The 26,630-nt window shown below is 70.1% G+C and carries 26 protein-coding genes; 12 read left to right on the top strand and 14 right to left on the bottom strand.

The features are described from left to right. Position 1: 1 nt before the first annotated feature. Entirely contained in the window at positions 2-163 is a 162-nt protein-coding gene (locus IEY60_RS28720; RefSeq protein WP_189033635.1) for a hypothetical protein, read from the bottom strand. Between the two features lie 204 nt (positions 164-367). On the opposite strand from IEY60_RS28720, the gene IEY60_RS28715 reads away from it, so the two are divergent. From IEY60_RS28715 to IEY60_RS28695, 5 genes are all read left to right on the top strand, one after another. Further along, positions 368-1,249 carry an alpha/beta hydrolase gene (locus tag IEY60_RS28715; RefSeq protein WP_189033728.1) on the top strand — a complete coding sequence of 294 codons (882 nt, stop codon included), beginning with the start codon at positions 368-370 and terminating at the stop codon, positions 1,247-1,249. Between the two features lie 90 nt (positions 1,250-1,339). Continuing rightward, on the top strand, positions 1,340-1,876 hold the full coding sequence (gene cobU / locus IEY60_RS28710; RefSeq protein WP_189033634.1) for a bifunctional adenosylcobinamide kinase/adenosylcobinamide-phosphate guanylyltransferase: 537 nt from the start codon (positions 1,340-1,342) through the stop codon (positions 1,874-1,876). A gap of 80 nt (positions 1,877-1,956) precedes the next feature. Continuing rightward, on the top strand, positions 1,957-3,027 hold the full coding sequence (gene cobT, locus IEY60_RS28705; RefSeq protein ID WP_189033633.1) for a nicotinate-nucleotide--dimethylbenzimidazole phosphoribosyltransferase: 1,071 nt from the start codon (positions 1,957-1,959) through the stop codon (positions 3,025-3,027). A 172-nt stretch (positions 3,028-3,199) separates the two neighbouring features. Continuing rightward, the gene (locus IEY60_RS28700; protein ID WP_189033632.1) at positions 3,200-3,949 is read left to right on the top strand and encodes an adenosylcobinamide-GDP ribazoletransferase; all 750 of its coding nucleotides are present in this window, start codon (positions 3,200-3,202) and stop codon (positions 3,947-3,949) included. A gap of 131 nt (positions 3,950-4,080) precedes the next feature. Beyond that, positions 4,081-4,794 carry an MBL fold metallo-hydrolase gene (locus tag IEY60_RS28695; protein WP_189033631.1) on the top strand — a complete coding sequence of 238 codons (714 nt, stop codon included), beginning with the start codon at positions 4,081-4,083 and terminating at the stop codon, positions 4,792-4,794. A gap of 52 nt (positions 4,795-4,846) precedes the next feature. Here IEY60_RS28695 and IEY60_RS28690 read toward each other — a convergent pair whose 3' ends face one another. Both IEY60_RS28690 and gcvT read right to left on the bottom strand, forming a co-directional pair. After that, the gene (locus tag IEY60_RS28690) at positions 4,847-5,944 is read right to left on the bottom strand and encodes a branched-chain amino acid aminotransferase (RefSeq protein WP_189033630.1); all 1,098 of its coding nucleotides are present in this window, start codon (positions 5,942-5,944) and stop codon (positions 4,847-4,849) included. A 26-nt stretch (positions 5,945-5,970) separates the two neighbouring features. Then, the gene (gene gcvT / locus IEY60_RS28685) at positions 5,971-7,071 is read right to left on the bottom strand and encodes a glycine cleavage system aminomethyltransferase GcvT (protein ID WP_189033629.1); all 1,101 of its coding nucleotides are present in this window, start codon (positions 7,069-7,071) and stop codon (positions 5,971-5,973) included. Positions 7,072-7,309: 238 nt separating this feature from the next. Here gcvT and IEY60_RS28680 point away from each other — a divergent pair, with 238 nt between their 5' ends. Further along, positions 7,310-8,860, top strand: coding sequence for a bifunctional phosphatase PAP2/diacylglycerol kinase family protein (locus IEY60_RS28680; RefSeq protein WP_229740212.1), 1,551 nt, complete (start codon positions 7,310-7,312; stop codon positions 8,858-8,860). Positions 8,861-8,941: 81 nt separating this feature from the next. Then, entirely contained in the window at positions 8,942-9,574 is a 633-nt protein-coding gene (locus IEY60_RS28675) for a nucleotidyltransferase domain-containing protein (protein WP_189033628.1), read from the top strand. Between the two features lie 5 nt (positions 9,575-9,579). Here IEY60_RS28675 and IEY60_RS28670 read toward each other — a convergent pair whose 3' ends face one another. Then, on the bottom strand, positions 9,580-10,611 hold the full coding sequence (locus IEY60_RS28670; protein WP_189033627.1) for a glycoside hydrolase family 18 protein: 1,032 nt from the start codon (positions 10,609-10,611) through the stop codon (positions 9,580-9,582). A gap of 116 nt (positions 10,612-10,727) precedes the next feature. Here IEY60_RS28670 and IEY60_RS28665 point away from each other — a divergent pair, with 116 nt between their 5' ends. Next, on the top strand, positions 10,728-10,979 hold the full coding sequence (locus IEY60_RS28665; protein ID WP_189033626.1) for a hypothetical protein: 252 nt from the start codon (positions 10,728-10,730) through the stop codon (positions 10,977-10,979). A gap of 52 nt (positions 10,980-11,031) precedes the next feature. Here IEY60_RS28665 and IEY60_RS36020 read toward each other — a convergent pair whose 3' ends face one another. Both IEY60_RS36020 and msrA read right to left on the bottom strand, forming a co-directional pair. Then, entirely contained in the window at positions 11,032-12,171 is a 1,140-nt protein-coding gene (locus IEY60_RS36020; RefSeq protein WP_229740211.1) for a DUF2189 domain-containing protein, read from the bottom strand. A gap of 263 nt (positions 12,172-12,434) precedes the next feature. Beyond that, the gene (msrA, locus tag IEY60_RS28655; protein WP_189033625.1) at positions 12,435-12,950 is read right to left on the bottom strand and encodes a peptide-methionine (S)-S-oxide reductase MsrA; all 516 of its coding nucleotides are present in this window, start codon (positions 12,948-12,950) and stop codon (positions 12,435-12,437) included. 198 nt (positions 12,951-13,148) lie between these two features. Here msrA and IEY60_RS28650 point away from each other — a divergent pair, with 198 nt between their 5' ends. Continuing rightward, positions 13,149-13,586 (top strand): carboxypeptidase-like regulatory domain-containing protein, encoded by a 438-nt coding sequence (locus IEY60_RS28650; protein WP_189033624.1) that lies wholly within the window; start codon positions 13,149-13,151, stop codon positions 13,584-13,586. A 110-nt stretch (positions 13,587-13,696) separates the two neighbouring features. Beyond that, entirely contained in the window at positions 13,697-15,652 is a 1,956-nt protein-coding gene (locus IEY60_RS28645) for a GMC family oxidoreductase (protein ID WP_189033623.1), read from the top strand. Here IEY60_RS28645 and IEY60_RS28640 read toward each other — a convergent pair. The 7 genes from IEY60_RS28640 to IEY60_RS28610 form a co-directional block, all read right to left on the bottom strand. Continuing rightward, positions 15,649-16,029, bottom strand: a complete 381-nt coding sequence (locus tag IEY60_RS28640) for a DUF742 domain-containing protein (RefSeq protein ID WP_189033622.1) — start codon at positions 16,027-16,029, stop codon at positions 15,649-15,651. The genes IEY60_RS28645 and IEY60_RS28640 overlap by 4 nt on opposite strands. Next, on the bottom strand, positions 16,026-17,972 hold the full coding sequence (locus IEY60_RS28635; RefSeq protein WP_229740210.1) for a sensor histidine kinase: 1,947 nt from the start codon (positions 17,970-17,972) through the stop codon (positions 16,026-16,028). Before IEY60_RS28635 ends, IEY60_RS28640 begins: the two co-directional genes overlap by 4 nt. Positions 17,973-18,296: 324 nt before the next feature. After that, the gene (locus tag IEY60_RS28630; RefSeq protein WP_189033620.1) at positions 18,297-19,598 is read right to left on the bottom strand and encodes an AAA domain-containing protein; all 1,302 of its coding nucleotides are present in this window, start codon (positions 19,596-19,598) and stop codon (positions 18,297-18,299) included. Further along, on the bottom strand, positions 19,595-21,076 hold the full coding sequence (locus IEY60_RS28625; RefSeq protein WP_189033619.1) for a hypothetical protein: 1,482 nt from the start codon (positions 21,074-21,076) through the stop codon (positions 19,595-19,597). The genes IEY60_RS28630 and IEY60_RS28625 overlap by 4 nt, the downstream gene beginning before the upstream one ends. Next, positions 21,073-22,158, bottom strand: coding sequence for a hypothetical protein (locus IEY60_RS28620; protein WP_189033618.1), 1,086 nt, complete (start codon positions 22,156-22,158; stop codon positions 21,073-21,075). Before IEY60_RS28620 ends, IEY60_RS28625 begins: the two co-directional genes overlap by 4 nt. Next, positions 22,155-22,955, bottom strand: a complete 801-nt coding sequence (locus IEY60_RS28615; protein ID WP_189033617.1) for a hypothetical protein — start codon at positions 22,953-22,955, stop codon at positions 22,155-22,157. The genes IEY60_RS28620 and IEY60_RS28615 overlap by 4 nt, the downstream gene beginning before the upstream one ends. A 147-nt stretch (positions 22,956-23,102) precedes the next feature. Next, positions 23,103-23,714: a GNAT family N-acetyltransferase gene (locus IEY60_RS28610; RefSeq protein WP_189033616.1), complete on the bottom strand. Its 612-nt coding sequence runs from the start codon at positions 23,712-23,714 to the stop codon at positions 23,103-23,105. A gap of 89 nt (positions 23,715-23,803) precedes the next feature. Between IEY60_RS28610 and IEY60_RS28605 the strand changes: the two genes are divergently transcribed. Both IEY60_RS28605 and IEY60_RS28600 read left to right on the top strand, forming a co-directional pair. Beyond that, a complete protein-coding gene (locus tag IEY60_RS28605; RefSeq protein ID WP_229740209.1) occupies positions 23,804-24,616 on the top strand; it encodes a TetR family transcriptional regulator in 813 nt (270 codons plus the stop codon). A 9-nt stretch (positions 24,617-24,625) separates the two neighbouring features. After that, positions 24,626-26,137 (top strand): leucyl aminopeptidase, encoded by a 1,512-nt coding sequence (locus IEY60_RS28600; RefSeq protein ID WP_189033615.1) that lies wholly within the window; start codon positions 24,626-24,628, stop codon positions 26,135-26,137. On the opposite strand, the gene IEY60_RS28595 is transcribed toward IEY60_RS28600, so the two are convergent. After that, positions 26,138-26,482, bottom strand: a complete 345-nt coding sequence (locus IEY60_RS28595; protein ID WP_189033614.1) for an oxidoreductase — start codon at positions 26,480-26,482, stop codon at positions 26,138-26,140. Positions 26,483-26,630 lie beyond the last annotated feature (148 nt).

Below are 26,630 nucleotides of genomic sequence, written 5' to 3'. Positions count from 1 at the left end.
GCTACCCCTCCAGAGTGACGATCGCGTGGCGGATCAGACGCAGGAACACCTCGCGGTCGGAGTCCGAAAGCCCGGCGGTGGCAAGGGCATTCACCTCGCGCGCGGTCGCGGTGAGTTCCGGGCGTAATCGCCGCGCCCGGTCGGCGAGGTGGATACATGGCAAGCCATCTAAATTTCTCTCGCGGCGGCGATTCGATTGGTGAACAGCACAGTTCCCTACCTGCCCGGTCTGTATACCCTCAGCATCGCCTTGACTCGGCGGTACGCCGCTGGCCAGGCTGGCCGGGTGTCACATACCGGGTGGGGAAGTCTTCGCAGGCTGATCAGAGCGGTCGTCACGGCCGCCGTGGTCGTGTCGTCGATCGGGATGTCCGTGGCCGCTGCCGCGCCGGTATCACGCGCTCCCGCAGGGGGTTTCGAGGAGCTGTTCGTTCCGTCGAGCATGGGCCCGATCAAGGTCCAGGTGCAGTGGGCGGCGCGTGGCGGCAGTTCGGCGCTGTACCTGCTCGACGGGCTGCGCGCGCCCGCGGACCACAGCCAGTGGACCACCGATACCGACGCGCTGCGCCAATTCGCCGGTGACGATGTGACTTTGGTATTCCCGGTCGGCGGCCACTCCAGCTTCTACACCGACTGGTACCGCCCGAGCAGCACCAATCAGCAAGCCACGACCTACAGGTGGGAAACCTTCCTCACCCGCGAACTGCCTGACTTCCTGGCCGGATACGGCGTCTCCCGCACGAACAACGCGATCGTCGGCGTCTCCATGGGCGGCAATGCGGCATTGACCCTGGCCGCCCACCATCGCGACCAGTTCCGCTTCGCCGGATCGTTTTCCGGGTTCCTCAACCCGACCTATCCGATATGGAACCACGCCATGCGCGCCGCCATGCTGCACGAAGGCGGCTTCAATATCGACGACATGTGGGGCGCCGCCGGCGATCCCGCCTGGAGCCGCAACGACGCCACCGTCCAGGCCGAACGGCTGCGTGGCCTGCCCGTGTACGTCACCAGCGGAAACGGTGTCCCCGGGCCGCTCGACCTGCCGAGCGCTGTCGGCGACACGATCAACGCGGCCGGGATCGAAGCGTTCGCGGTGATCGCGGCGAGCATCTTCCGCGACCGGACCGCCGCCCTGGGCATCCCCGCCCGCGTCGACTTCGGCAACGGCACCCACACCTGGCCGTACTGGCAGCTATCCCTCGCCACCGCACGTCCGATGATCTTGGACGCGCTCGGCGCGCAGTGAGTCGACCGCTCGGCGTTCGGCAGTCCGGTGCCCAGTCCAACCATGAGCCGACCGGTGAACGGTCGGCGCAGCGCTTGCTACGGTGCTGGGATGCCAGCCAGCGTCGGGCCAACCCGCACCCTCGTCCTCGGCGGCGCGCGCTCCGGCAAGTCGGCCTTCGCCGAGAGTCTGGTGGCCGATGCCCCTGCGGTCCGGTACCTGGCGACGGCGGTTCTCGATCCGGCCGACCATGATTTCGCCGACCGGATCGCGGGCCATCGCGAGCGTCGGCCCGCGCACTGGTCGACGGTCGAGAACACCGAGCCCGCAACGGTTCTCGCCACCGAGGCGCCCGCGACCCTGCTCGACGACATCGGCACCTGGCTCACCGCCCGCCTCGACGCCCGCGCCGCCTGGGATGCCCCGCGCGGCACCGTGGCCCCCGACTGCGACGCGCTCGTCGCGGCCGTCGAGGCCTATCGGCAGCGGCTGGTGATCGTCTCGCCCGAGGTCGGAATGGGTGTCATCCCGGCGACCCGCTCGGGCCGGTTGTTCCGCGACGAGATCGGCACGCTCAACCAGCGGCTCGCGCAGGTGTGCGACGAGGCGTTCCTCATCGTCGCCGGGCTGCCGGTCCGGCTGAAATGAGCCGGGTCGGTCGGCGCGACGCACCCTGATCCGGGCAAGATGAGCGTCGACACCAGGCACCACTGTCGAAAGGCTTCCCAGTGACTCATGGATTCGCGCCGGTAGCGGCCCCGGACGCGCAGGTGCGCGCGGCGGCCGAGCAGCGCCAGACGCAGCTCACGAAGCCTGCCGGATCGCTGGGACGGCTCGAGACACTCGGCAACTGGATCGCCGCCTGCCAGGGTGTGTGCCCGCCCAAGCAGTTCGAGCGGGCCCGCGTGGTGGTGTTCGCCGGGGATCACGGGGTCGCCGAATACGGTGTCTCGGCGTATCCGAGCGCGGTCACCGGGCAGATGGTTGCCAATTTCCTGGCGGGCGGCGCGGCGGTGAACGCGCTGGCCGCGGTCGCGGGCGCGACGGTGCGGGTCGCCGATATCGCCGTCGCGGGTGACACCGATCCGTCCGTCTCCCAGCACAAGGTGCGCCGCGGCAGCGGCTCGATCGACCGCGAGGACGCCCTCACCGACGACGAGGTCACCGCCGCGCTGGCCGCGGGCCGCGCCATCGCCGACGAGGAGATCGACGCCGGCGCGGACCTGCTCATCGCCGGTGACATGGGTATCGGCAACACCACCCCCGCCACCGTCCTGATCGCCACCCTCACCGGCACCGAGCCGGTCGCCGCCGTCGGCCGCGGCACCGGCGTCGACGACGCGGGCTGGATCCGCAAGGTCGCCGCCATCCGCGACGGCATGCGCCGCGCCCGTCCCGTCGCCAAAGATCCCGTCGACCTGCTGCGCGTCGCGGGCGGCGCCGACTTCGCCGCGATGACCGGATTCCTGGCCCAGGCCGCGACCCGCCGGACCCCGGTCATCCTCGACGGTGTCGTCGTCACCGCCGCCGCTCTGGTCGCCGAGGACATCGCCGCGGGCGCCAAGGAATGGTGGCTGCCCGGCCACCGCTCTACCGAACCCGCCCACGACCTGGCCTTGAAGCACCTGCGCCTGGAACCGCTGGTCGACCTCGGCATGCGCCTCGGCGAAGGATCGGGCGCGCTCACCGCCCTGCCGATCCTGCGCGCCGCCGTCGCCACCCTCGCCGAGATGTCGACCTTCGCCGACGCGGGTGTCAGCACGGCCGACCAGCCGGACGCCATCGACCTGGTCAAGTGAGCTCGGCGCCGACGGCGGCCCGCACGACCCGGTCGTCACACGATCCCGCCTGCTCCGTTCAGCGAGTTGTGCGCCGGTCCGCCGGGCATCGACCGTACGCCGCGCAGCTCGGTAACCGCCGCCCTCCGGCGCGGTCCACTCGAATGGTGTCGACCACCGGCCGGGTGTCGTCGTGAACAGCATCCGGCTGGCCGTTTCGTGGCTCACGGTTCTCCCGATTACCGGACCGGCCACTGTCGACCGCCGGGCCGCGGGTCACGCCATCGCGCTCGCGCCGCTGGTCGGCCTGCTGCTCGGCGGTCTCGCCACGGCGGCGATGCGCCTGTCGGTCGCGGCCGGACTCACCACGATGCTGGCCGGGCTGCTCACCGTCGGGCTGCTGGCCCTGCTCACCCGCGGCATGCATCTGGACGGTCTCGCCGACACCGCCGACGGACTCGGCAGTTACGGTCCGCCCGAGCGGGCCAGGCAGATCATGAAGTCCGGCGGGGCTGGCCCGTTCGGCGTCGCCGCGCTGATCTTCGCCATCGCGATCCAGGCCGTCGCCTTCGCCGCCCTCGCCGACGAGGGCCGCTGGCTCGCCATCGCGCTCGCCGTGACGCTCGGGCGGGTCGCCGTCGTCCTCGCCTGCCGCCGCGGCATCAACGCTGCCCCGGACTCTGGGTTCGGGACGCTGGTCGCGGGCACCCAGCCCCTCGCCCCGGTGCTGATCTGGTCGGCGCTGGCCACCGGCTGGTCGGTTTTCGCGGTCCCTGGCAACCTTTGGCTCGGCCCCCTGGTCACCGTCACGGTCCTCGCCGTGTCGGTGCTGATCACGCGTCACAGCGTCCGGCGATTCGGCGGATTGTCCGGTGACGTGCTCGGCGCCGCGGTCGAGATCACGGTTTCATTTGCGGCTGTTGGGTTCTCGCTCGCAGGGTGAATCACGCCCCGCAATGTGAAACCTGCACTGTTCATAATTCCGGGGCACCGCCGGTTGTGTGGTCCCACAGACCGTCCGCTCATCGGTACTCGGGTGCTCCCCCAGCACACCGGTGGCAATACAGTGATGACATGTCTTCCGAACGCCTCTACTTCCGCCAGCTGCTGTCCGGCCGGGATTACGCCGTCGGCGATCCGATCGCCACGCAGATGCGTAATTTCGCGTATCTGATCGGCGACCGGGAGACCGGCGAGACCGTCGTGGTCGACCCCGCGTACAAGGCATCGGACCTGGTCGACGTCGCGACCGCCGACGGAATGACCGTCACCGGCGTCCTCGCCACCCACCACCACCCCGACCACGTCGGCGGCACCATGCTCGGTTTCACCCTCGGTGGCGTGCGCGAGCTGCTGGAGAAGACCAGCGTCGCGGTGCACGTGAACAAGCAGGAACTGGACTGGGTCGCCCAGACCACCGGGATCGCGCCGAGCGAGCTGACCGGACACGACAACGGTGACAAGGTCAAGGTCGGCGCGCTGGAGATCGAACTCCTGCACACCCCCGGCCACACGCCGGGCAGCCAGTGCTTCCTGTTCGACGGCCGCCTCATCTCCGGCGACACCCTGTTCGTCGACGGCTGCGGCCGCACCGACTTCCCCGGCGGTGACTCCGACGAGATGTTCCGCAGCCTGCGTCATCTGGCCGCGCTGGACGGCAACCCGGTCGTCTACCCCGGCCACTGGTACTCCGAGGAGCCCAGCGCCGAACTGTCCTCGATCCGCGACAACAACTACGTGCTGCGGCCGCAGACCCTGCAGCAGTGGCAGGCCTTGATGCCGGGCTGACAGACGAAAGGAGCGGGCCCCGTTCCGGACCCGCTCCTTCCGAATGCCATGCCTACACCGTGCGCATCCACCCGTGGGAGTCGGCGAAGGTACCGCGCTGGATGCCGGTCAGCGTGTCGCGCAGCGCCATCGTCACCGCGCCGGGCTCGCCGCCGCCGATGCTGAACTCGCCCTCGGCCGACTTCACCCAGCCGACCGGCGTGATGACCGCGGCGGTTCCGCACGCGAAAACCTCACTGATCTCACCGGATTCGGCGCCCTTGCGCCATTCCTCGACCGAGACCTTGCGCTCCTCGACCGGGTACCCGGAATCGGCGGCCAGGGTCAGCAGCGAGTCACGGGTGATGCCCGGCAGCAGCGAACCGGACAGTTCCGGGGTGACCAGCCGGGCCTCGGAGCCGGTGCCGAACACGAAGAACAGGTTGTTGGTGCCCATCTCCTCGACGTAGCTGCGCTCGCAGGCGTCGAGCCAGACGACCTGGTCGCAGCCCTTCTCGGTGGCTTGGGCCTGGGCCAGCAGCGAGGCGGCGTAGTTGCCCGCCACCTTCGCCTCACCGGTGCCGCCGGGCGCGGCCCGCACGTACTCGGTCGACAGCCACACCCGCACCGGCTTCACGCCACGCGGGAAGTACGCGCCCGCCGGCGAGGCCAGCAGCAGGTACTTGTAGGCCGAGGCGGGCTTCACGCCGAGGCCCGCCTCGGTGGAGAACATGAACGGCCGCAGGTACAGCGACTCTTCGCCACCGGCGGCGGGCACCCAGTCGGCGTCGACCGCGAGCAGCTGACGCACGGATTCGACGAACAGCTCCTCCGGCAGTTCGGCCATCGCCATCCTGGCCGCCGAGCGGCGGAAGCGCGCGGCATTGGCGTCGATCCGGAAGGTGGCGATGCTGCCGTCGGGCTGGCGGTAGGCCTTGAGCCCTTCGAAGATCGCCTGGCCGTAGTGGAACACCATGGTCGCCGGGTCCATCGACAGCGGGCCGTACGGCTCGACCCGCGCGTTGCCCCACTCGCCGTCGGCGTAATCGATCGACACCATGTGGTCGGTGAAGAACCGCCCGAAACCGGGAGCCGCCAGTACCTCTTCCCGCTGCTGCGCCGAACGGGGCGCCGGATGCGGAATACGAGTGAACTGTGCAGCGACTGTCATGATGCGATCCTATCTTTTGCGCGTAATTACTTCGTTTTGGTGTCGACGAACGGCGGCTTGACCACTTCGCAGCGCAGCTTGCGCCCGCGCACGTCGACCTCCACCTCGTCGCCGGGCTCCAGCTTCGCCGTGGTGTCGAGCAGCGCCAGCGCGATGCCGACCTTCAGCGACGGCGAGAACGTGCCCGAGGTGGTCTCCCCGACCGGTTCGCCGTCGCGCAGCACGGTCTGCCCCTGCCGCAGCACGCCGCGATCGAGCGCCTTCAGACCCATCAGCGTGCGCCGGGGACCGTCGGCCTTCTCCTGCTCGAGCGCCGCCTTGCCCCAGAACTCCGGCTTCTTCCAGCCGACCGCCCAGCCGGTGCGCGCCTGGTTCGGGGTGATGTCGAGCGACAGCTCGTGGCCGTGCAGCGGGTAGCCCATCTCGGTGCGCAGCGTGTCACGCGCGCCGAGCCCGGCGGGCTGCCCGCCTGCCGCCAGCACCTGCTCGGTGAGCGCGCGGAACACCGCTTCCGCGTCGTCCCAGCGCGGCAGCAGCTCGTAGCCGTGCTCACCGGTGTAGCCGGTCCGGCACACCCGCACCGGGCGGCCGTCCCACTCGGCGTCGGCGTAGGCCATGTACTCCATGTCGGTCGGCAGGCCGAGCGCGGTGAGCACCTCGGTCGACCTGGGGCCCTGCACCGCGAACACCGCGTACTCGCGGTGCTCGTCGGTCACGGTGATCCCGGCGGGCGCCACCTTCTGCAGCTCGGCCACCACGGCCGCGGTGTTCGCGGCGTTCGGCACGAGGAACACCTCGTCCTCGCCGACGTAGTAGGCGATCAGGTCGTCGATCACGCCGCCGTCGGCCGCGCAGCACAGCGTGTACTGGGCCTTGCCCGGCCGGATCCTGGCCAGGTCGTTGGTCAGCGCAGAGTTCACGAACGCCGCCGCGCCGGGTCCCGCGACGGTCGCCTTGCCCAGGTGACTCACATCGAACAGGCCGACCGTGGTGCGCACGGCGGTGTGCTCGCCGACGGTTCCGCCGTACTGCACCGGCATCTCCCACCCGCCGAACGGCGCGAAGGTGGCTCCGAGCTCGACATGAACAGCGTGGATGGGGCCCTCGAGCAGCGCGTTGTCGGTCATGGGCCCGAGCTTATCGGTCCGTCCCCGCGCCGCGCGAACCTCCCGATTCGCCGGGTGGCCCCAGGAATCGGGGGCGCGGGATCAACCTCGGCTGCGTGCTGCAGTCGCTGTCCGGCGAATCGTCCACGGCGGATTGCGATCCGCCGACGATCCCGGCGCCCTGATCCGGTTCCGGTCGGGGTGACCGGGGCCGATTTACCGAAAGCCGATGATCGGCAACGGCTGTAAGGTCGTGACCGTGAGTGAGTTGTACGGCCGCAGGTTCCGCAGGGTCGCCCGCATGGACGTCGTCATGAGCCGGGCAGTGTCCCGGATTCCGGAGTCGGCAGCCGATCGCGGCATGCTGCGGCTGACCAGGTCGGCCAACACCGGCGGCCTGTGGCTGGCGGCGGCCGCGCTGCTGGCGGTGAAACCGGGCCCGCCGCGGCGCGCCGCCTTGCGCGGGGCGATCGCCCTGGCCGGGTCGAGTTTCACGGTCAATCTGGTGCTCAAGTCGCTCATCCCGCGCCGCCGTCCACCGGCCGAGCTCATGCCGCACGGCCGACGACTGATCGACCAGCCGTTCTCGTCGTCGTTCCCGTCGGGCCACAGCGCCAATGCGGCGGCCTTCGCCACCGCCGTCGCGCTGGAGAGCCCGCGCACCGCGCTGGCCGTCGCGCCGGTGGCCGCCGCGGTGGCCTATTCGCGCATCCACACCGGCGCGCACTGGCCCTCCGATGTCCTGGTCGGCGCCGCCGTCGGCACCAGCGTCGCGCTGGCCACCCGCCGGTGGTGGCCGATTCGCGAATCCGACGAGGCCGAGGCGCACGTGGTGCGCGACGTCCCCGCGCTGGTCGACGGCAAAGGCCTACTGCTGCTGATCAATCCGCGTTCGGGCGACTCCACCTACGACCCGACTCCCGACATCGCCGAGGCGCTGCCCGCGGCGGCCCTGCTGCACACCCAGCCCGATCGCGACGCCGCCGAGTTGTTGCAGGAGGCACTCGACCCGTCGATCGTCGCGGTCGGCGCGGCGGGCGGTGACGGCACCATCGCCGCGGCCGCCGCCGTCGCACTCCGCAACGAGCTGCCGCTGGTCGTCGTCCCGGCGGGCACCCTCAACCACTTCGCCCGCGATCTCGGCGTCTACGACCTGCGCGAGGTCGCCGACGCGACCGGCGCGGGCGAGGCCGTCGAAGTCGACATCGCCGCAGTCGAATTCGAGAACACCGACGGTCCGCGCACCCACTACCTGATCAACACCGCCAGCATCGGCGCCTATCCCGATCTGGTCCGCCTGCGCGAGAAATGGGAGGACCGCTGGGGCAAGTGGCCGGCGTTCGCCGCCGCGCTGATCGTCACCCTGCACCAGGCCGAACCGATCCGCATCCGCCTCGACGACCGCTGGCACGATCTGTGGTTCCTGTTCGTCGGCAACGGCCCGTACCACCCGCACGGCGCCGTCCCCGCGTTCCGCTCCCGGCTGGACGAGGGCCTGCTCGACGTGCGCTGGCTGCGCGCCGATGTGCGGTTCTCCCGCACCCGCGCGGTCATCGCGCTGATGCTGGCCGCGATCGGGCACAGCCGGGTCTACGGCGAACGCCAGATGCACGAGCTGTCGGTGGCCGTGCACACTCCGGTCGCGGTGGCCGCCGACGGCGAAGTCGTCGGCACCGCACGGGATCTGCGCTTCACCGTCGCGGGCAAGGTCCCGGTCTATCGCCGCGACGAGGACAACCCGCGCTGGGAGGATCGCGCCCGCCCGCACCACCGTCGTCCCCTTGCCTGGCTCATGGACCGCCGACGCTGATTCCTCACGAACCCGTCTCACCTCGATCACCATCGGCCACAACAACCTTGCGCGGCCCGCGCCGGTGGACATGATGGAGGCATGAGTTCGCCGGACGGTGCACGTCCGATCACCGCAACCGAAGCCGATCGCCGCTGGGACCCGTGGACCCCGAGCGTGGTCGCCGCCCGTCTGAGTGCCTGCACCGCGCCGTGGGCGGTCGCGGGCGGCTGGGCCGTCGACCTGTTCGCCGGCGGCATCTCCCGTGCCCACGCCGACATCGAAATCGCCGTTCCCCGAGCGGATTTCCCCGAGATCGCGGCCGCGTTCCCGGAATACGAATGGGACATCGTCGGCGACGGCCATCTCTGGCCCTTCGCCAACGCCGCCGACCGCACCGACCTGCATCAGGCCTGGCTACGCGACCCGTTCACCGGCGCGTTCCACCTCGACGTCTTCCGCGAACCGCACCGCGGCGACACCTGGATCTGCCGGCGCGACCCCACGATCACGCTGCCCTACGCCGAGCTGATCCGAACCACGCCGTCCGGCATCCCCTATGTGATCCCGGAGGTGGTCCTGCTGTTCAAGGCAAAGGCCACACGCGCCAAGGACGATGCGGATTTCCACCGGGTCCTGCCGCTGCTGTCCGAGGACCGGCGCGCCCGGCTGTCGACCTGGCTGGCGCAGGTCCACCCCGAGCACCCGTGGCTGAGCAGAACCGCGGCGGCCTGACCGCATCAGGGCAGTCGGCACCATCCCCGCCGATAGTCGGCCCAATCCTGGGGCCTGGCAGCGAAATCCACGTACAGCGCCACCCCGAAGTTCGCGCGCTCGACATCGGCGCTCGTGAGCCCGAGCCGAATCCCGCGTACCGCGGCGGCCACCGTCTCGGCCGCACCGTGATGCCCCGGATCGTCGGCCCAGAACGCGGGCGCCCCCATCAGCAGATCCACCTCGTGCGGGGTCACCTCCGCCGCCAGTTCGGTCTGCTGCGCCACGTACCCGCTGTAGAGCGCCTTTGTCGGCATGGCGGTGTCGTAGGACATCACCGCCACCTGGTCGACGCGACGCGCCACGTCGGCGAAATAGGCTTGGCTCCACCACTTCCCGTGGTCGGCGACCGCGAGACCCACCGAGTGCAGCCCGGGCAGCGGATCGATGACCGGCGCCGACACCGACAGCGGCACTCTCGCAGCCGAGGTCACCGCCTTGGTCGCGTCGAGCAGCGCGAGGAATCCCGGCGATCCGGACCGCACCGGCTCCAAGTCGTAGTGCACCCCGTCGAATCCGTACGCGAGCACCCGCCGCGCCGATGCCACCACCCGCTCGCGCGACTGCGCCGACTCCACATCCAGGCCGTCGAATTCGGGCTGCACGACATCGCCAAGCCACGACTGCACCCGGATGCCGGGCAGTTTCGCGTGCACCGCGTCGACGAACCATCGCGCCCGCGGCGCCAGATCGTCGCGCAGACTCCCGTCGTGCTCGAGCGGACCGGTGTGCACGTACAGGTCACGAATTCCGGTGCCCGCCACCATGGTCGCCAACTGGTCGACATCGGCGTCGGTCCGGCGCCCGTCCACCCACGCGTGCCCGAGCCAGAACGCGTCCTTGCCCCTGGTCCGCGCCTGCTCGGACTGCTCACCGATGTTCTGGGCCAGCAGGTAGGTCACCGCGCCGGCAACCGGCAACGACACCACAACGAGCAACACGAGCGCGACCACCGCGCCGCGCACCCACCACGACCACCCTCGCCACTTCCCCCGCATCAGACCTCCCCGGCGTTCGAGACTCCGAGACTACCCGCAGGTACCGACCGGCAGATTTCCGGCAAACCGCCCACCCGTGAAAAGCTGTGCGCCGCTGCACAACTGATCGGAGCACCATGAAATACGCCGTCACCCTCGGATCCGCTGCCATCGCGGCCTTCGCCTTCGCGATCGCGACGCCGGCCGTGGCCACCGCACAACCGTCCGGCAACTGCCACAAGTCCTACTCCCCCTGCCTGCCCATCGTCAGCGATGTGGACTGCGAAGGCGGCAGCGGGAACGGTCCCTACTACACCGGACGCGTCGACGTGATCGGCCCCGACGAGTACGGCCTCGACCGCGACGGCAACGGCGTCGGCTGCGAGTAGTACGCGAAAGGGGCGTGCGATGTGGTCATCGCACGCCCCTTGTCGATTTCGGTCAGCGGTTCTCTTCGGGACCGCCGTAGCCCTCGCCGGGCTTGCCGAGATCGGGGCCGGAGCCGGGTCCGCCGGGTGTTCCGTAGTCGGGTCCCTGGCCGGGACCGCCGGGCGTTCCGTAGCCGGGTCCCTGACCGGGGGTGCCGTAGCCCTGACCACCCTGGGCCGGTCCGCCGTAGCCCGGGCCGCCTTCGGCCGGACCGCCGTAACCGGGGCCACCGTAGCCCGGCTGACCACCGGATCCTGGCTGACCGGGCTGTCCCGGATAGCCCGACTGACCGGGCTGACCTGGGTACTGTCCGGGCTGACCCGGGTACTGACCGGGCTGACCCGGGTACTGACCGGGCTGACCCTGACCCGGGTATCCCTGCTCACCCGGATACCCCGGCTGACCGAATCCGCCTGCGGGCCCGCCGTACTGCGGGTACCCCGGTTCCGGCGCAGCCGCCGCCCCGACGACCGGACCGCCCGTCACCACCCGGTACGCGTAGGTCGAGGCGATGATCGTCAGCGGCACCGTCACCAGCAGGCCGAGACCGCACAGCAGCGCACCGACGAGATTGATACCGAACAGCGCCAGCGCCAGCAGCAGCAACGGTCCGGCATTGCTGGATATCGCCGAGAAACTCGATTTGATCGCGGTGATCGCGTCCTGATCGCGGTCGATCACGAACTGCATCGTCCACCAGGTGAAGAAGGCGATCACCAGACCCGGCAGGATGCACAGCACGAAACCGATACCGGTCGCCAAACCGACCAGAATGCCGGCCAGGATCACCGCGCCGACATTCGTGAACTTGAAGAAGTCACCGAATCCCGGCTTGCGCCCATCGGTTTCGTGCAACGCGCCACGCACCAACGCGGCGGAGATCAAATAGCCGACCACGGCGCTGACCACCGTGCCGATGAACTGCCAGATACCGAATGCGATGCTGAAGTCACCGTCTGCATCGGTATCGGTGGTGTTGCCCAAACCGAAGAGGAAGTTGATCGCCACCTGGATGATGAAGGCGATCAGCACGATGGCGACCCACACCACCGCATTGTTCTTGAATTTGTCCCACCCGTAACCGATGGCGTCGCCGACACCGACTTTCGGCCCCGCCGGTGGATACCCGGGTTGCTGCTGTCCATACGTCATCCGAATCGCATCCCCTCACCTTGTGCGACGACCGAAGCCGCCGATATGAGTCTTCCGATCCGGCGCCACGGTCACGCCGACGCATCAGATCATTTCACATCACCTGCCCCACCTGCGGTGCCAGATATTCCGCGAGTCCGGCAATTGAGCGGAGCAGCGCAGCAACCGCTGAATAATGCTCGGAACCAACAAGATTCAGCAGCATCAGGGCCGAGAAACCAAAATCGCCCCGGCGGGAGAGCCGGGGCGATCGGGTGGTGGGGTTACTTGTCCGCGTTTTCGCGCTTGGGGAGCTTCCAGCCCGGCCGGGGGAAGTGGCAGGTGTAGCCGTCGGGGTAGCGGATCAGGTAGTCCTGGTGTTCGGGTTCGGCGTCCCAGAAGGTGCTCGCGGGAGTCACCTCGGTGACGACCTTGCCCGGCCACAGGCCTGAGGCGTCGACGTCGGCGATGGTGTCCAGGGCGGTGCGGCGCTGGTCGTCGTCGAGATAGAAGATGGCCGAGCGGTAGCTCGAGCCGATGTCGTTGCCCTGGCGGTCCTTGGTGGTGGGGTCGTGGATCTGGAACAGGAACTCGAGCAGGGCCCGGTAGTCGGTCTGCGCCGGGTCGTATTCGATCTCGACGGCCTCGGCGTGGCCGGGGTGATTGCGGTAGGTGGGGTGATCGTTGCTGCCGCCGGTGTAGCCGACCCTGGTGGACAGCACTCCCGGCTGCCTGCGGATCAGATCCTGCATGCCCCAGAAGCATCCACCGGCCAGAATCGCCTTACGGGTTTCGGTCACGCGTCCTCCTTCGTAGAGCCTCCACGGTCGCACAGAACTGCCACAACCGCCTCTATGGAACTCCGCTGACGAGCCTGGAATTCCCACCAGTAAGCTCGCCGCGCGAGCGATACCTCATGAACGTCCCAGCGTGTCCCAGAGTCACCGAGGAAACAGGAGGAATTCGGCGAAATGCCACGTAGCGTCGTTGCCCGGAGTTTGACGATCGGATTGGCCGCAGCAGCTGTGACAGCAGGCGCGGTGAGCGGCGCGGGAGCCCATCCCGGTCACGCCGACACGGTCGAACAGATCTCGACCTGCGAAGTCAGACAATCGCGACAAAACGACCACAAGCTACGTGCGCCCAGCCCGGCCGCCACCGGCCAGATCGACGCGATCCTCATCGCCTCGACCACCCGCGCCCGGATCGTGGGGGGCGAGGTCTCCCTCACCGGCCTCGACGCGTGTGGCGACACCATCCACCGGCACCTGTCGACCGGCGCCGACGGCCAGGTCAGCTTTCGCGGGCTCCAGCCCGGCCGCTATCAGGTGACCGCCTACCCCGGTGAGCCGAAGACGCAGTACACGGCCGAGGTTGCGCTGTCCACCGCCACCCGGAAAACGCTCCAGTTCACGGTCACCACCAGCCGCGACTAGCGGCCGATCGGGCCGGGCGATCGCCGCCCGGCCCGAAACCCGTTGACACCCAGCGCGCCCGCACGCCCCGTGATACAACTCACCCCAGAGTGAGAAGGGGTGGTTTCCGCATGGAGCCGACAGCCGAACAGCGGGCAGCGCTGGGTTTGATCTGCGACACGTTCCTGCCCGGTGACGGGCTCGATCTGCCTGCGGCGACCGAGCTGGGCGCGGTCGACACGATCTTCCGGATCCTGGGCCGCAATCCACGCGAGGCGGACAAGAAGCAGCTCGCGATGTTGTTGGGGCTGTGGGACTCCCGCGCCTTCGGCCTGGTGACCGGCAGCGGCTTCCGCCGGTTCTCGTCGTTGTCGCAGGAGCGGCGCGAGGCCGCGTTGCTGCGCCTGGCCGATTCCGGGCTGGCGCCGGCCAGGGCGGTGTTCCAGGCACTCAAGCAGGCCTCGCTGCTGGCCTACAACGTGACCCCCGGCCCGACCGGGACGAACCCGCTGTGGGAGCAGATCGGCTATCCGGCCCCGACCGGCCCGTCCGCGAACGCGCCCGCACCGGCCCTCACCCCGGAACGGTTCACCGAATCGACCACTCTCGACTGCGATGTCGTCGTGGTCGGCTCCGGGGCGGGCGGCGGCGCCGCGGCGGCGGTGCTGGCCGAAGCCGGTCTCGACGTGGTGGTGCTCGAACGCGGAAACTACTACGACGACAAGGATTTCGGCAACGGTGAGCTCGATGCGCTGACCAGCCTCTACGCCCCCGGTCCGGCGGCCTCGGCGGAGGGCCAGATCACGCTGGTGGCGGGCACCTGCCTCGGCGGCGGCACCGTCGTCAACTGGAGCACCTCGCTGCCCACCCCGGATGGGGTGCGCAAGGAGTGGGCGGAATCGGGTGTTCCCCAGTTCGCCGACGACGAATTCGGCGACGCCCTGGACACGGTGCAGCGCCGCATCGGCGTCACCGGGAAGAAGTCCCCGCTCTCGGCCCGCGACGGCATTCTCGAACGCGGCGCCAAGGCCCTCGGCTGGGATGTCGACACCCTGCCGCGCAATGTCGGCGACGCCTGCGACGCCGCGGTCGAATGCGGTCGCTGCGGGTACGGGTGCAGGCTCGGCGCCAAGCAGTCGGTGACCAAGACCTGGCTCTCCGATGCCGCCGAGCACGGTGCGCGGCTGGTGGTCGACGCCGACGTCCGCTCGATCACGGTGAAGGCCGGTAAGGCGGAATCGGTGACGGCACGGACCTCCGACGGCGTCGAGATCACCGTGCGGGCGCGCGCGGTGGTCGTCGCCGCGGGCGCCATCCAGACACCGGCCCTGCTGCAGCGATCGGGCTTGCGCAACAAGAACATCGGCCGCTATCTGCGCCTGCATCCCGCCGCCGCGGTGTTCGGAGTCTTCGAGGAGGAGATCCGTCCGTGGGAGGGCGCGCTGCAGGCGCGGATCAGCAGGCACCACGCCGACCTCGACGGAAACGGCTACGGCGTCATCTACGAGACCGGCCCGATCCACCCCGGCCTGGCGACCGGATTCATGAGCTGGCGCGGCGCCGCGCAGCATCGCGCCACCATGCTCGACTTCGCGCGCACCAACTCGATCGGCGTGATCACCCGCGACCGTGATCCGGGCACCGTGTCGATCGACGGCAGCGGCGAGCCGGTGGTGAAGTACCGCCTGTCCGACTACGACGCCAACCACCTGCACACCGGCATCGTCGGCGCCGCCTCGGTGCTGGAAGCCGCAGGCGCGCAACGCATCTACTCCGGCCATCAGGCCGGTGTCTCGTTCGAACCCGGCGTGCGCGGTTCGCTCGCGGAGTTCGACGCGGCCTGCAAGAAGGCCGGTTACGGGCCGGGCCGGTGCTCGATGGGCGCCCTGCACATCATGGGCTCGGCGCGCATGGGCGGCACGGCGGAACTGTCGGCGACCAACCCGGACGGCGCCACCTGGGAGGTCGACAATATCGTCGTCGCCGACGGGTCCAGCTTCCCCACCGCGCCCGGCGTGAACCCGATGGTGACCATCGAGGCAATCGGCTACATGAACGCCAAGCGGCTGGCGGCCACGCTCGCCTAGCTGTCGACCCGGCGGATCCCCGCGAGGACGGCCCGCAGCACATCGAGGTCGGCACTGCCGACCGTCCGGTGCTGCGGGGCCCGCGCGACCAGCCTGCCCTCGTCGATGAGGTCGGCGATGAGCACCTTGGCCAGGTTCAGCGGCAGCCCGAGGTGCGCCGAGACCTCGGCGACCGCCATCGGCGTCCGGCACAGTTCGACGATCGCGGCGTATTCGGGTTCGGTGCGCCGCAGGCGGGTGCCCGCGCCGGCGTCGACCAGCAGTGTCGTGAGGTCGAGTTCGTCGCGCTGGGTCCGGCCGCGCCCGCGGGTCACCGCGTAGAGACGCACGATCGGCCCCGCGTCCTCCTCGTACCAGTGTTCGCGTTCGTCGCTCATGCGCGCGGCGAGACGGCCGGGAACTGACCGGAGATCGGCGAGGACTGATCGGCGGCCTCGGCCAGCGCCGACGGAATCAGCACGACCGCACGCACGCCGCCGTAGACCGATTCGGCCAGCCGCACCGAGATGTTGTGCCTGCTCGCCAGTTTCGCGACCACGAACAGGCCGAGCCGCGAACTGCCGGACAGTGCCGCCACACTGAACTCGGGTGGATCGGCCAGCACCGCATTGCGTTCGGCGAGTTCGGCTTCCGACATACCGAGCCCCTGATCGATGACCTCGACGGCCACCCCGCGCCCGACCACGACCCCCGACACGATGACCTGAGCCTCCGGCGGCGAGAACGCCGTCGCGTTGTCCATCAGCTCGGCCAGCAGGTGGATCACATCGGCCACGGCGTGGCTGGCGATGCGCACCTCGGGCATCTGCTTGGTCTGGATCCTGGTGTAGTCCATGCTTTCCGCGATGGCGCCGCGCACCAGTTCCAGCAGCGCCACCGGATTGCGCCAGCGCCTGCCCGGCTGCTCGCCGCCGAGGATGATGAGGTTCTCGGCATTGCGTCGGGTGCGGGTCGCGAGATGGTCGAGCTGGAACAGCAGTTCGAGCTGGTCGGCATTGCCCTCGTCGCGTTCGGCGCGGTCGAGCAGGGCGAGCTGACGGTGCACGACCACCTGGCTGCGGTGGGCGATATTGAGGAACACCGTATTGATGCCCGCCCTGGTCTGCGCCTCGGCGACGGCCGCCGAGACCGCGGCGAGGTGGGCGCGGTTGAACGCGGCCGCGACCTGGCCGAGTTCGTCGGAGCCGAAGTCGAGCCGGGAGGACTCCTGCTTCGCCTCGACCTGCTCCCCCGCCGCGAGCCTGCGCATGAGATCGGGCATCCGCTCGTCGGCCAGTTCCAGGGTGTCGTGGCGCAGTCGCCGCATGCGGGCGATGAACCGGTTGGCCAGGAACAGCGCTATCAGGAACGCGCCCACCGCGAACAGTGCGACGACCGCGCCGCCGAGCAGCGCGTTGCGCCGGTCGGTTTCGCCCTGCTGCCGGGCGATGACGTGCGCGTCGGCGCTCTGGTCCTGCCACAGTTTCTGCAAGGCGAGATTCACGTGCCGGGAGGCGTCCTGCCATCCCGACAGGCTCAGCGGCAGCGACCCATCAGCGCGGTCGTTGGTGACCGGACCACGCTCCAACAGCGCGTCCTGCATCGAAACCACCTGTTGCCAGTCCTGGCTCGCGGTGACGGCATCGAGTTGCGCGCGCCGGGTGCCCTTCAGGATCGTCGCGGAATAGGCCACCTCGCCCCGGAACTCACCGACTCTGCGCCCGAAGTCGAGCAGTTCGTCGGCCGACATCCGGCCGTTGGTCAACGCCACCGAACCCAGGGTGTCGGCCTGCGAGAGCGCCTCGGCGGCACGCAACTGCTCGACGGCATACCCCAGTTCGATGCCGATCTTCGCCGTCGGCGCCACCCGGGCCGCCAGCATGGACGCGGCGACGATCGTGCCGATCACCTGGGTGAAGAAGGTGAATACCTCCCCGGGCGGGATCTGCAGGGTGTCGACGCCACCGCGCACGGTCGGCACCATCGCGAACAGCTTGTTGTAGCCCTCGATGTCCTCGCGGGAGCCGTCCGGGTTGAGCGCGCGGGCGGCGTCACCCTTGGCGATCACCGCGGCGAGCGCCTCGTCGGAACGCTGGCGGGCGGTGACCAGGGCAGGCGTGGACGGTGGATCACCGGCTAGTCGCAGCAGCGACAGCCTGCGTTCCTCCTGGAACGCCGACACCATCAGGATCGCGGGCGCGGTCGTGCTGGTGGCCAGATCGGCCCATTCGGTGGATTCCCGCGCCGAATCCACCAGGTACACCGCCGCGCCACCCCCGGTGGCCAGAAGAACGACACTGGAGCTGAGCACGATCGACAGGAGCCGGGTCCGCACGCTCACCCGGCCGCGAACACCGCGCCCGCCCCGCGAGGTCCCGAGTACTGAGCCACGCCAGATCTTCACACCGAATCTTTCCGCTCCCGGAGCCGCCCCCGGCGCTCCGCTGCGTGCCCTATCGGCGAAACCGACGATTCGGCACGCTTGTCTTCGCGCAGAGATTAGCCGACCCACCGCGCCGGTGCGCGCTTTGTGAACGAACCCAAAAATCCGATACCCCAAGCAAACTCGCAGCGTACCCGTACCGGAGTGCCCGACCTCGGGGAGCGTCCGCGGCTCGGCTGCACCCCACAGCCCGAGCGGACACGAGCGGCGGGTACGCCCGAATCAGTTGGCCGCGCGCACCCGGTGATTCGACAGATGACTCAGCACGGCCTGGTTCGCCTCCCAGCCGTCGGGAAACTTCACCGGAACCCCGAGGTGCACCGGCTCGGCCGACGGGTGGGCGTCGAGCAATTCGGGGATCCCCGCCCGGCCGACGAGGATGCACGCGTGCCGATGCCGCGAGGCCAGCACGCACAACCGGCCGGCCTCGAGATGGAAGGCGCTGGCGTCGCGGCGGCCCGACAGCGGGTGCAGCACCAGGGTGACGTCGTATTCGCGGCCCTGCAGCCGGTTGGCGGTGTCGACGGTGACCGGCTCGGCCGCGGTGCCGCGCAGCGCGGTGCGCACGGCATCGGCCTGGTCGCGGTGCGCGGTGCCGATCGCGACGCGGTCGGTGGTGACCGGACGACTGCCCGACTCGGAGTGCGCGGTGGCGCCGCGCTCGATCAGCCGGGCGGCGATCGCGGCGATCGCGTGCACGGCCTCCCGGTCGGTGCGCAGGGTGTGCCGGGCGGGCAGTTCGTACCAGCCCCACCCCGACGCGGCCGCCTCCTCGAGCACCGCGTCGATCGGGCCGCCCAGGCCGCGGGTGGTGAAATCCATTCGACGGTCACCGAATCCGGTGCCGGACTCGAAACCGGTGAAGGGGTAGAAGGCCTGCGACACGACCGGGGCCGCGGTCGCGGGCAGCCGCCAGGACACCGGGAGCCGGTGGATGGGGATGTTGTCGTTGTTGGCCAGCATCACGGTGACGGCACTCATCGTCGGATCCCAGGTGAGGCCCGCCCAGCGCGCGGTCTCGACCGTGGCGAACGGGTCGAGCTGTCCGGGATCGCCGACGAACAGGCCGCGGTCGAAGCGGTTCGCGATGCGCAGCAGCATGTCCGAGCGCATCTGGTAGGCCTCGTCGATGATCGCGTGCGACCAGCTGCCGTCGGTGATGGTGGCCCACTTGGCGGCGGTCCCGATGACGATCGTCGCGTCGGCGAGGTCACCGGGTTTCGTCGCGACGCGGACGTTCTCGTGCTGGTCGACGCGGTCGCTGGTCACATAGGCGGTGCTGGAGAGCCTGCCGATGCGCAGCGCGGGATCGGCGCCGGCCAGGCGGTCGATGAGGTCGTCGACCTGCTCGTTGGTCTGGGCGACGATCATCCGCTGGTCGTCGTCCTCGGCGAGCTGACGGGCGGCGCGCACCACGAGGGTGGATTTGCCCGCGCCGGGCGGTGAGTCGACGACGATCGCGCGATGGCTGTCGTCGCGCAGATCGGTGAGGATGCCCGCGACGGCCTCGTCCGGCGTGGTCACTGGAGGTCCTCCCCGTCGTCGTCGGTGTGCGGTGTCCATTCCGGCGGCGGGCCGCCGTGGGTCCACGGGGTGTCTTCGCGGGCAGGCAGATTCAGCTGGCCGTTGAACGGCGACGGCTTGAACCGGGCGAAGCCGAGGTTCTCGCCGTCCGCGGGCACGCTCCCCGGTTCGGCGACGAGTTTGCGGCCCATGCCGCCCGAGAGTTCGAGAACGATGCTGTCGCCGTCGATCTCGACCACCACCCCGCTCTGCTTCGGGCGTTCGACGCAGGTCAGTTCCTCGCCGACGACCGCCGTGAACGGGTCGGTGGTGCGAATGTGGATGTGCGGGCGCAGTTTCGGACGCGCACCCGATCGGTCGACGCGATCCGGTTCACTGTGCACCACGGTTCCGCGGAAGGCCGCTCCGGTGACCCGGTGTTCGAGCATGAGCAGCGGATCGTCGAACGCGCACTGGGCCTGCAACGCCTCCAGCGCCCGTTCACGTTCCAGCAGCCTGCGCACCGCGCGCACCGCGGGATCGCGGCGAGCCTGCGGCGTTCCCTCCGCCACCTCGGCCGCGAAATAGGAGAACGCGCCACGGTCGTCGGTCCACCGGTTCTCGACGCTGGCGCCCGGCGGCAAGGCGCGCAGCAGCTCGATCGCCCGCCACATCAGCTGCCAGGTGGGTTCGAGCTGGCCGCGCAGGGAACGCTCGAGTCGTTCGGCGGCAACGGATCTCGCGGTGTCATCCCCTGCGGCGTTGTAGGCGGTGATCAGCGGCGCGAGCTCTTCGTTGTCGAAGCCGGGATCGGTGGCCGGGCCCGCGGGCGGTGACTGCAACGGGTCTTCGGCGATGGCGGCGGCTTCGGCGCCGGTGAGGCCGCGGGGCGGGTCGATCCAGCCGAGCAGGGCGGCGAGATTGCCGTCCTCCAGGGAGGATTGGCCCGAGGCCCAGTGCATCGACAGCGCCGAGGTCATCGCGGGCAGCACCGCGGAACCGGGATGTTCGGCGCGATCGCCGAACCAGGTCAGCCAGCGGCCGAGCAGCGGAATCGATTCCGGCACCGGGTTGTCGCCGTCGGTGCGGTGGAAACGCACCGAGCGGCCGAGCAGTTTCAGAAAGGTCACCCCGCCCTGGTTCGGCGTCCACAGCTGGGGCGCGTCCAGGCAGCGGGTGTAGGTCTCGCCCGCCTTGCTCGTGAGTTCTTCGGTGTCGGCCAGGAACGACGACAGATAGGGCAGCACGACATCGGCCAGCTGCTCGATGAACCGCAACCGCAGCACGCGGTCGCGCGGCTGCGGCACGATCAACACATTCTGGTCACCGGGCGAGGTGCCGATCATGATCGCCAGCGGCGCGGCCGCCTCACCGGCCAGCCGCAGCGGGACCGCGACCAGCGGCCGATCGGCGAGATGCAGATGCCGCACCGCCGCGGTGGGCTGCGCGCGGCCCGACCGAACCGCCTCGGCCTTGGCGAGGGCCGACAACACACTCATCCCGCGATCTCCAGCCGCAACCGGTGCGCGGTGCGCAGCATGGCGGTGATGTCGGCGTGCTCGGGCCCGGGCTCCAGGGTCCCGTCGGCCAGGCCGAGCACCGTGTGGATGTTGTCGATGCCGCCGACCTCGTCGCACACGCCGCGGCCTAGCGCGTCCACCGAACCGCAGGTCCTGGCCTCGTCGCGGCAGGCAAAGGCGAGCTCGCAGCTCGACATGCACTCCGGCGCGTACCGGGACGGGATGGCGGCGATCGTCTTCTCCAGATCCTCGCCCGGTGCGAAGGTGGCCTCGGGCGGGAGCTGCTCGAGCAGCTCGGGGATGGCGGTGAGCCTGGTCAGCTGCCGGGAGACGACGGCGAGCTGCTTGCGCAGGTCGACCAGCGTGGCGGTCGGCCGGTTGGTGAAGTCCTTCGCGCACACCAGGATCGTGTTGTGCGACACCAGCTCCGGTGACTCGCCGATCTCGGTCATCAACTCGCGCAACGCGATCACGTACACCGCGGACTGGCGCGCGGCGGCCGCGACCTGCGCCGGATCGGCCTGCCCGTCGATCACCGGGAACGCCTTGATCTCGACCACATGGAACTTGCCGTCGAGCTGCACGGCGACCACGTCCGGTTCCAGATAGGCGGTCGCGCCCGCGATGTCGAGCCGCAGCATCGGATGGTCGAACAGGGTGCCGTCACCCGCGGCGATCGCCGACTTCAGCAGCTGCCTGGTGCGCTGGTAGCGCACCGCGTTGCCGGTGTTCTCGCCGACCGAATTCAGGTCGTGATAGGCGACTTCGGGGATCGTGAGGCCGAGGGCGTCGCGCAGCAGGGCCAGCAGTTCGGCGCAGCCGTTGGCCTTCACCATCGATTCGAAGGCATTGCCGCGGGTGATGGCGAACTGGGACTGACCGAACTGTGGTGGGAAACCGAGCGATTGGGCGATCACGGTCTTGTCCACCGCGGCCGCGTCGAGCAGGGCGCGCCGGGCGCATCCGGGATTGGCCGTCAGCGCGGCGATGGTGCGGGCATTGTGCCTCGTCGCGGGCGCTGCGCCGCGCAACTGGTCCAACTGTGCTGCGAGAGTGCTCATTTCACCTCGATTCGTCGCCGGTCGGCCACCCCGAGCCGAACACCGAATAGTTGTGCGGCCGGATCGGCCAGCTGCTCCCCCGCCCGACGCGCGGCCGCTCTGCGCTGCCGCGCGTCCTCGTCTTCGTGGACCGCCAGTTCCCGCCGGGCGGCCTCGATCACCGTCGCCGGATCGAGTGCGTCCGGCGCGCCTGCCACGCCCGGAATCGACACGGCGAGCCGCCACAGTACGCGCAGACCCGGCCGCGCCACGGCAGGCTGCGCCGAAAGATGTTCGGCCAGGCGGATCGCCGAGGTCAGCAGGTCGACGCGCGGACTCAGCGGACCGACCATCCGGCGCTCCAGCGGCCACGAACTCACGGCCATCACCCCGCGCGCCGGAGACAGCAGGTCCGTGGTGAGCGCCGCGCAGATGTAGTACGGGCGCGCGTAGGGCGCCGAGCGGAACGAGCGTTCCTCGTCGCGGCGCAGGCTGGTCAGCCGGGCGGGCAGGAGTTCGCCGGAGAAGCAGGCATCGTGCACGGCCAGTACGAGTTTGGGTGCGGACGGCACCGACAGCAGCGTCAGCGCGCGGTGCACATGCTCGCGCACCGGAACAGCGGGCGCGTCGGCGCGGTCCAGGGCGGCGGGCGCCTCCGGGATGGATCCGAGTACGACCGCGTCCCAGGCGGATTCGGTCTTGCGCAGTTGCGCGCGCAACTGCCGGGCGGTGGCACGGTCACCGGACGCGGCGGCGCGGCGCACCTCGGCCCTGAGGTCGGCGATGCGCGCCTCCAGCTCCTCGGCCGAGTCCGTCACGAGCGTGAGCGTATTCAGCCGTTCCAGTGTTGTCCAGTGTTTGCCAGTATTCACCACGAGATTGCCACTCGGGGCGCGCTATCGGATCAGCGCCCGTGGCGCGCGGCCACCGGGATTTGCCGACGACCGCGCGTCACGCGGTGCGGGTCAGCCGCGGAACCACATGGGCAGCAGGGTCGGCCCGTCGTCCGGTAGTTCGATCGCCTCGCCCTCGTGCGCGAAACCGTTGCGGGCGTAGAGCCGCGACGACCGTTGGGTGCTGGCTTCCAGGAACGCCGTCTCGCCCGCGTCGGCGAAGGCCGCGAGCCGGTCGGCGAGGATGGCACCGCCGGCGCCCTTGCCGCGATGTTCGGGCACCGTGACGATGACGTGCAGGTAGCGGTGCGGGAATTCGCGCGGATGGGCGGCGGCGACCAGGCTCGAGACCGCAGCCATCCGCTGGAACGACACCACCTCGGGCGCCGCGGCGAGCAGCTCATTCGCTTCGGCGGCCTCGGCGGCGAGGCGGTCGGCGGAAGTGACCGTCTGCCACAGCGACACCGCCCAGATGTCCTCGCCGTCGCCGGCCACCCACACCTCGTCCGCGGCCATGGCCTTGGCGACGAACTGGGGCCCGAAGATGGTGCGGTAGGCCTCGTCGACCACCGGGTCACCTGCCCGGATCCACGCCGAGACGACCTCGTCCAGGCTCGCGGCGACGAAGGCGTCGGTCACCGCGGCGAGCTCGTCGGGTCCGGCCTGTCTGACGTGCGGTTTCATCGGTGTCTCCTCCTGCGTGAACAGCGTTCGTAGCCGCCAATCTAGAAGCGGGACAGCACCGGGGCGAGGATTTCGTCACACTGGTTGGTGTGCGGAAATCGACGCTGTGCGTGCACTGTGGACGCGAGGTGGAACAGGCCGAACGCGGACGTGCGCGCCGCTATTGCTCGCGCTCGTGCCAGGGCCGGGCCTATCGGGCGCGGCGGGACCGCCGCCCACCGGTGCGCCGTGCGCGACCCACGCGGCTGACCCCGGTGCACATCGCCGCGACCGCGATCGAGGTCGCCGACCGGGACGGACTCGACGGCCTCACCATGCGCCGCCTGGCCCGCGAACTCGGTGTCGCGACCGCCGCGCTGTACCGGCACTTTCCCGACCGCGATGCGCTGCTGGCGGCGATGACGGAACTGGCACTCGCCGAGACACCGGCCCCACCACCCGCCCCGCACTGGCGCGCGACCCTGGCGACCGAGGCCGACGAGGAATGGCGGCTCTACCGACGGCATCCTTGGATACTCACCGTGCTCGCCCGCACCCGGCCCCCGCTGGGCCCCACCCTGCTCGACTCGCTGGAACGCGCCTTCGCCGCGCTCGACGAACTCGACCTGACCAGCGCCGAGATGCTCACGATCTACCTGGCCTACTCCGGCATGGTCCAGGGACTGGCGCTGATGTGGAGCACCGATCGCGGCGAGAGCTTCGGCGCGGCGGCGATCGCGACCACCGATCCGGTGCGCGCCGAGCTCGCCGAACTCCTCGACCCGCACGCCCGCCCGGTCCTGCACCGGATGTTCGCGGCCGAGCCGCACGGCCCCGACCTGAACTTCGACGAGCTGCTCACCGCCGGCGTCGGGCTGCTGCTCGACGGCGTCGCGATGCGGCACCGAAGAGCGACCGAATAATCTGGGGCGATGACAGCTGTTGCAGATCGTTCACTCGGACCGGAATTGGCGCGCATCGAAACCATCAGCCCGGACACCGATGTGCTGGTGATCGGATTGACGTCCTCGGAGAACGGACCGGCCATCGTTCCCGCCGACCTGTTCGGCGACGTGCTCACCGCCGAGGTTCGAGCCGAACTGCTGGATGCCCTCGGCGCGGTCGGCGCCAAGGGCAAGCCCGAGGAACTGACCAGGGTGCCCGCACCGGCGGCGCTGGCCGACGTGACCAGCGTGCTCGCGGTCGGCCTCGGCGCGGCCGAGAAGATCGATGCCGAGCAGGTGCGCCGCAGCGCCGGAGTCGCCGGGCGCGCGCTCAGCGGCACCGAACTGGTGGCGACCACGCTCTCCGGCGTCGATCTGGCCGCCGCGGCCGAGGGCTTCTACCTCGGCGCCTACACCTTCACCACCTTCAAGTCCCCCAAGAGCGCGCCGAAGCCGGACGAGCAGCCGGTGCTGCGCGTCGAGTTGCTGGTGCCCGCGCCGGAATTCGGCGTGCTGGAACTGCTGCGGGCGCAGCTGGTCGCCGAGGCCGTCGCCACCGCACGCGATTTCGTCAACACTCCGCCGAGCGCGCTGTACCCGGCCGAATTCGCCGAGCGGGCCCGCGTGCTCGCCGAGGCCGCGGGCCTCGAGGTCGAGGTACTCGACGAAGACGCCCTCGCCGCAGGCGGTTACGGCGGCATCGTCGGCGTCGGCCAGGGATCCTCGCGCCCGCCGCGGCTGGTGCGCATCACCTACGCGGGCGGCCCGAAGAAGATCGCGCTCGTCGGCAAGGGCATCACCTTCGACACCGGCGGCATCTCGATCAAGCCCGCGGCCAACATGGAGAACATGACCTCCGACATGGCGGGCGCCGCGGCGGTGATCGCGACCACCCTGCTGGCCGCCCGCCTCGGCCTGCCGGTCACCGTCACCGCGACCGTCCCGATGGCCGAGAACATGCCGTCGGCAACCGCGCAGCGTCCCGGCGACGTGCTCACCCAGTACGGCGGCACCACCGTCGAGGTGCTCAACACCGACGCCGAGGGCCGCCTCATCCTGGCCGACGCGATCGTGCGCGCAGCCGAGGACGAGCCCGACTACCTGATCGATGTCGCCACCCTCACCGGCGCGCAGATGGTCGCACTCGGCACCCGCACCCCCGGCGTGATGGGCACCGACGAATTCCGCGATCGCGTCGCGGCGGTCTCGCGCGCGGTCGGCGAGAACGGCTGGGCGATGCCGCTGCCCGCCGAGCTGCGCACCGACCTCAACTCCAAGGTCGCCGACCTGGCCAATGTCGCACCGCACCGGTGGGGCGGAATGCTCTCGGCCGCACTGTTCCTCAAGGAGTTCGTGCCCGAGGGCGTGCAGTGGGCGCACCTCGACGTCGCAGGTCCGGCCTACAACACCGGCGGACCGTTCGGCTACATCGGCAAGGGCGGCACCGGCGTTCCGGTGCGCACCCTGATCACGGTGATCGAGGAGATCGGGGCGGAGTAGTCACTGCTCCTGTTCGCGGGCCCGCCGCTGCTCGATGCGGCGGCGGGCATCGTAGTCGCGCATGCGCTGCGGATAGCCCGTGCGGTTGACGTCGTAGACCGGGATCTTCAGCGCACCGGCCAGCCGCCGCGCGCCGCGTTCACCGACGATGCGGCGGGTCCATTCACCGTCCGCGGCCACCAAAACCGCTGTGACATCGGTCACAGTGGTTTTCGGTTCGACGAACGCTTCGACGCCGCGACGCGACGCCGCCCATTCGGCCAGCGCGGCGATCTCCGACGCGCTGTCACGGGCGACTGTCCTGCTCCTGCCGCGCGCACCACGGAAACGATCCAGCAAACCCACCGGTAACAACCTCCTGCGTCGCGACGGAAATCAGCTCACCGCCGTACATTCCATGGTGCCAGCTCTGCCCGGATTGCCGCCCTGCGCTACGTCGGCGGCGAGCGAGTGCAAGGATGGTTGCCGGAACAAGAAACCGACGATTCCCGGA

Origin of the sequence: Nocardia rhizosphaerihabitans, from assembly GCF_014646295.1 — a bacterium.
Lineage (GTDB): Bacteria > Actinomycetota > Actinomycetes > Mycobacteriales > Mycobacteriaceae > Nocardia > Nocardia rhizosphaerihabitans.
Note: the sequence above shows the minus strand (reverse complement) of the source record. Positions and strands in the feature narration are given on the sequence as shown.

Excerpts from the sequence above, each read along its gene's own strand:
- IEY60_RS28715 (WP_189033728.1), top strand. The coding sequence starts at position 368 with ATGTCCGTGGCCGCTGCCGCGCCGGTATCACGCGCTCCCGCAGGGGGT.
- cobU (WP_189033634.1), top strand. The coding sequence starts at position 1,340 with ATGCCAGCCAGCGTCGGGCCAACCCGCACCCTCGTCCTCGGCGGCGCG.
- IEY60_RS28695 (WP_189033631.1), top strand. The coding sequence starts at position 4,081 with ATGTCTTCCGAACGCCTCTACTTCCGCCAGCTGCTGTCCGGCCGGGAT.
- IEY60_RS28690 (WP_189033630.1), bottom strand. The coding sequence starts at position 5,944 with ATGACAGTCGCTGCACAGTTCACTCGTATTCCGCATCCGGCGCCCCGT.
- gcvT (WP_189033629.1), bottom strand. The coding sequence starts at position 7,071 with ATGACCGACAACGCGCTGCTCGAGGGCCCCATCCACGCTGTTCATGTC.
- IEY60_RS28675 (WP_189033628.1), top strand. The coding sequence starts at position 8,942 with ATGAGTTCGCCGGACGGTGCACGTCCGATCACCGCAACCGAAGCCGAT.
- IEY60_RS28670 (WP_189033627.1), bottom strand. The coding sequence starts at position 10,611 with ATGCGGGGGAAGTGGCGAGGGTGGTCGTGGTGGGTGCGCGGCGCGGTG.
- IEY60_RS28665 (WP_189033626.1), top strand. The coding sequence starts at position 10,728 with ATGAAATACGCCGTCACCCTCGGATCCGCTGCCATCGCGGCCTTCGCC.
- IEY60_RS36020 (WP_229740211.1), bottom strand. The coding sequence starts at position 12,171 with ATGACGTATGGACAGCAGCAACCCGGGTATCCACCGGCGGGGCCGAAA.
- IEY60_RS28645 (WP_189033623.1), top strand. The coding sequence starts at position 13,697 with ATGGAGCCGACAGCCGAACAGCGGGCAGCGCTGGGTTTGATCTGCGAC.
- IEY60_RS28640 (WP_189033622.1), bottom strand. The coding sequence starts at position 16,029 with ATGAGCGACGAACGCGAACACTGGTACGAGGAGGACGCGGGGCCGATC.
- IEY60_RS28625 (WP_189033619.1), bottom strand. The coding sequence starts at position 21,076 with ATGAGTGTGTTGTCGGCCCTCGCCAAGGCCGAGGCGGTTCGGTCGGGC.
- IEY60_RS28620 (WP_189033618.1), bottom strand. The coding sequence starts at position 22,158 with ATGAGCACTCTCGCAGCACAGTTGGACCAGTTGCGCGGCGCAGCGCCC.
- IEY60_RS28610 (WP_189033616.1), bottom strand. The coding sequence starts at position 23,714 with ATGAAACCGCACGTCAGACAGGCCGGACCCGACGAGCTCGCCGCGGTG.
- IEY60_RS28600 (WP_189033615.1), top strand. The coding sequence starts at position 24,626 with ATGACAGCTGTTGCAGATCGTTCACTCGGACCGGAATTGGCGCGCATC.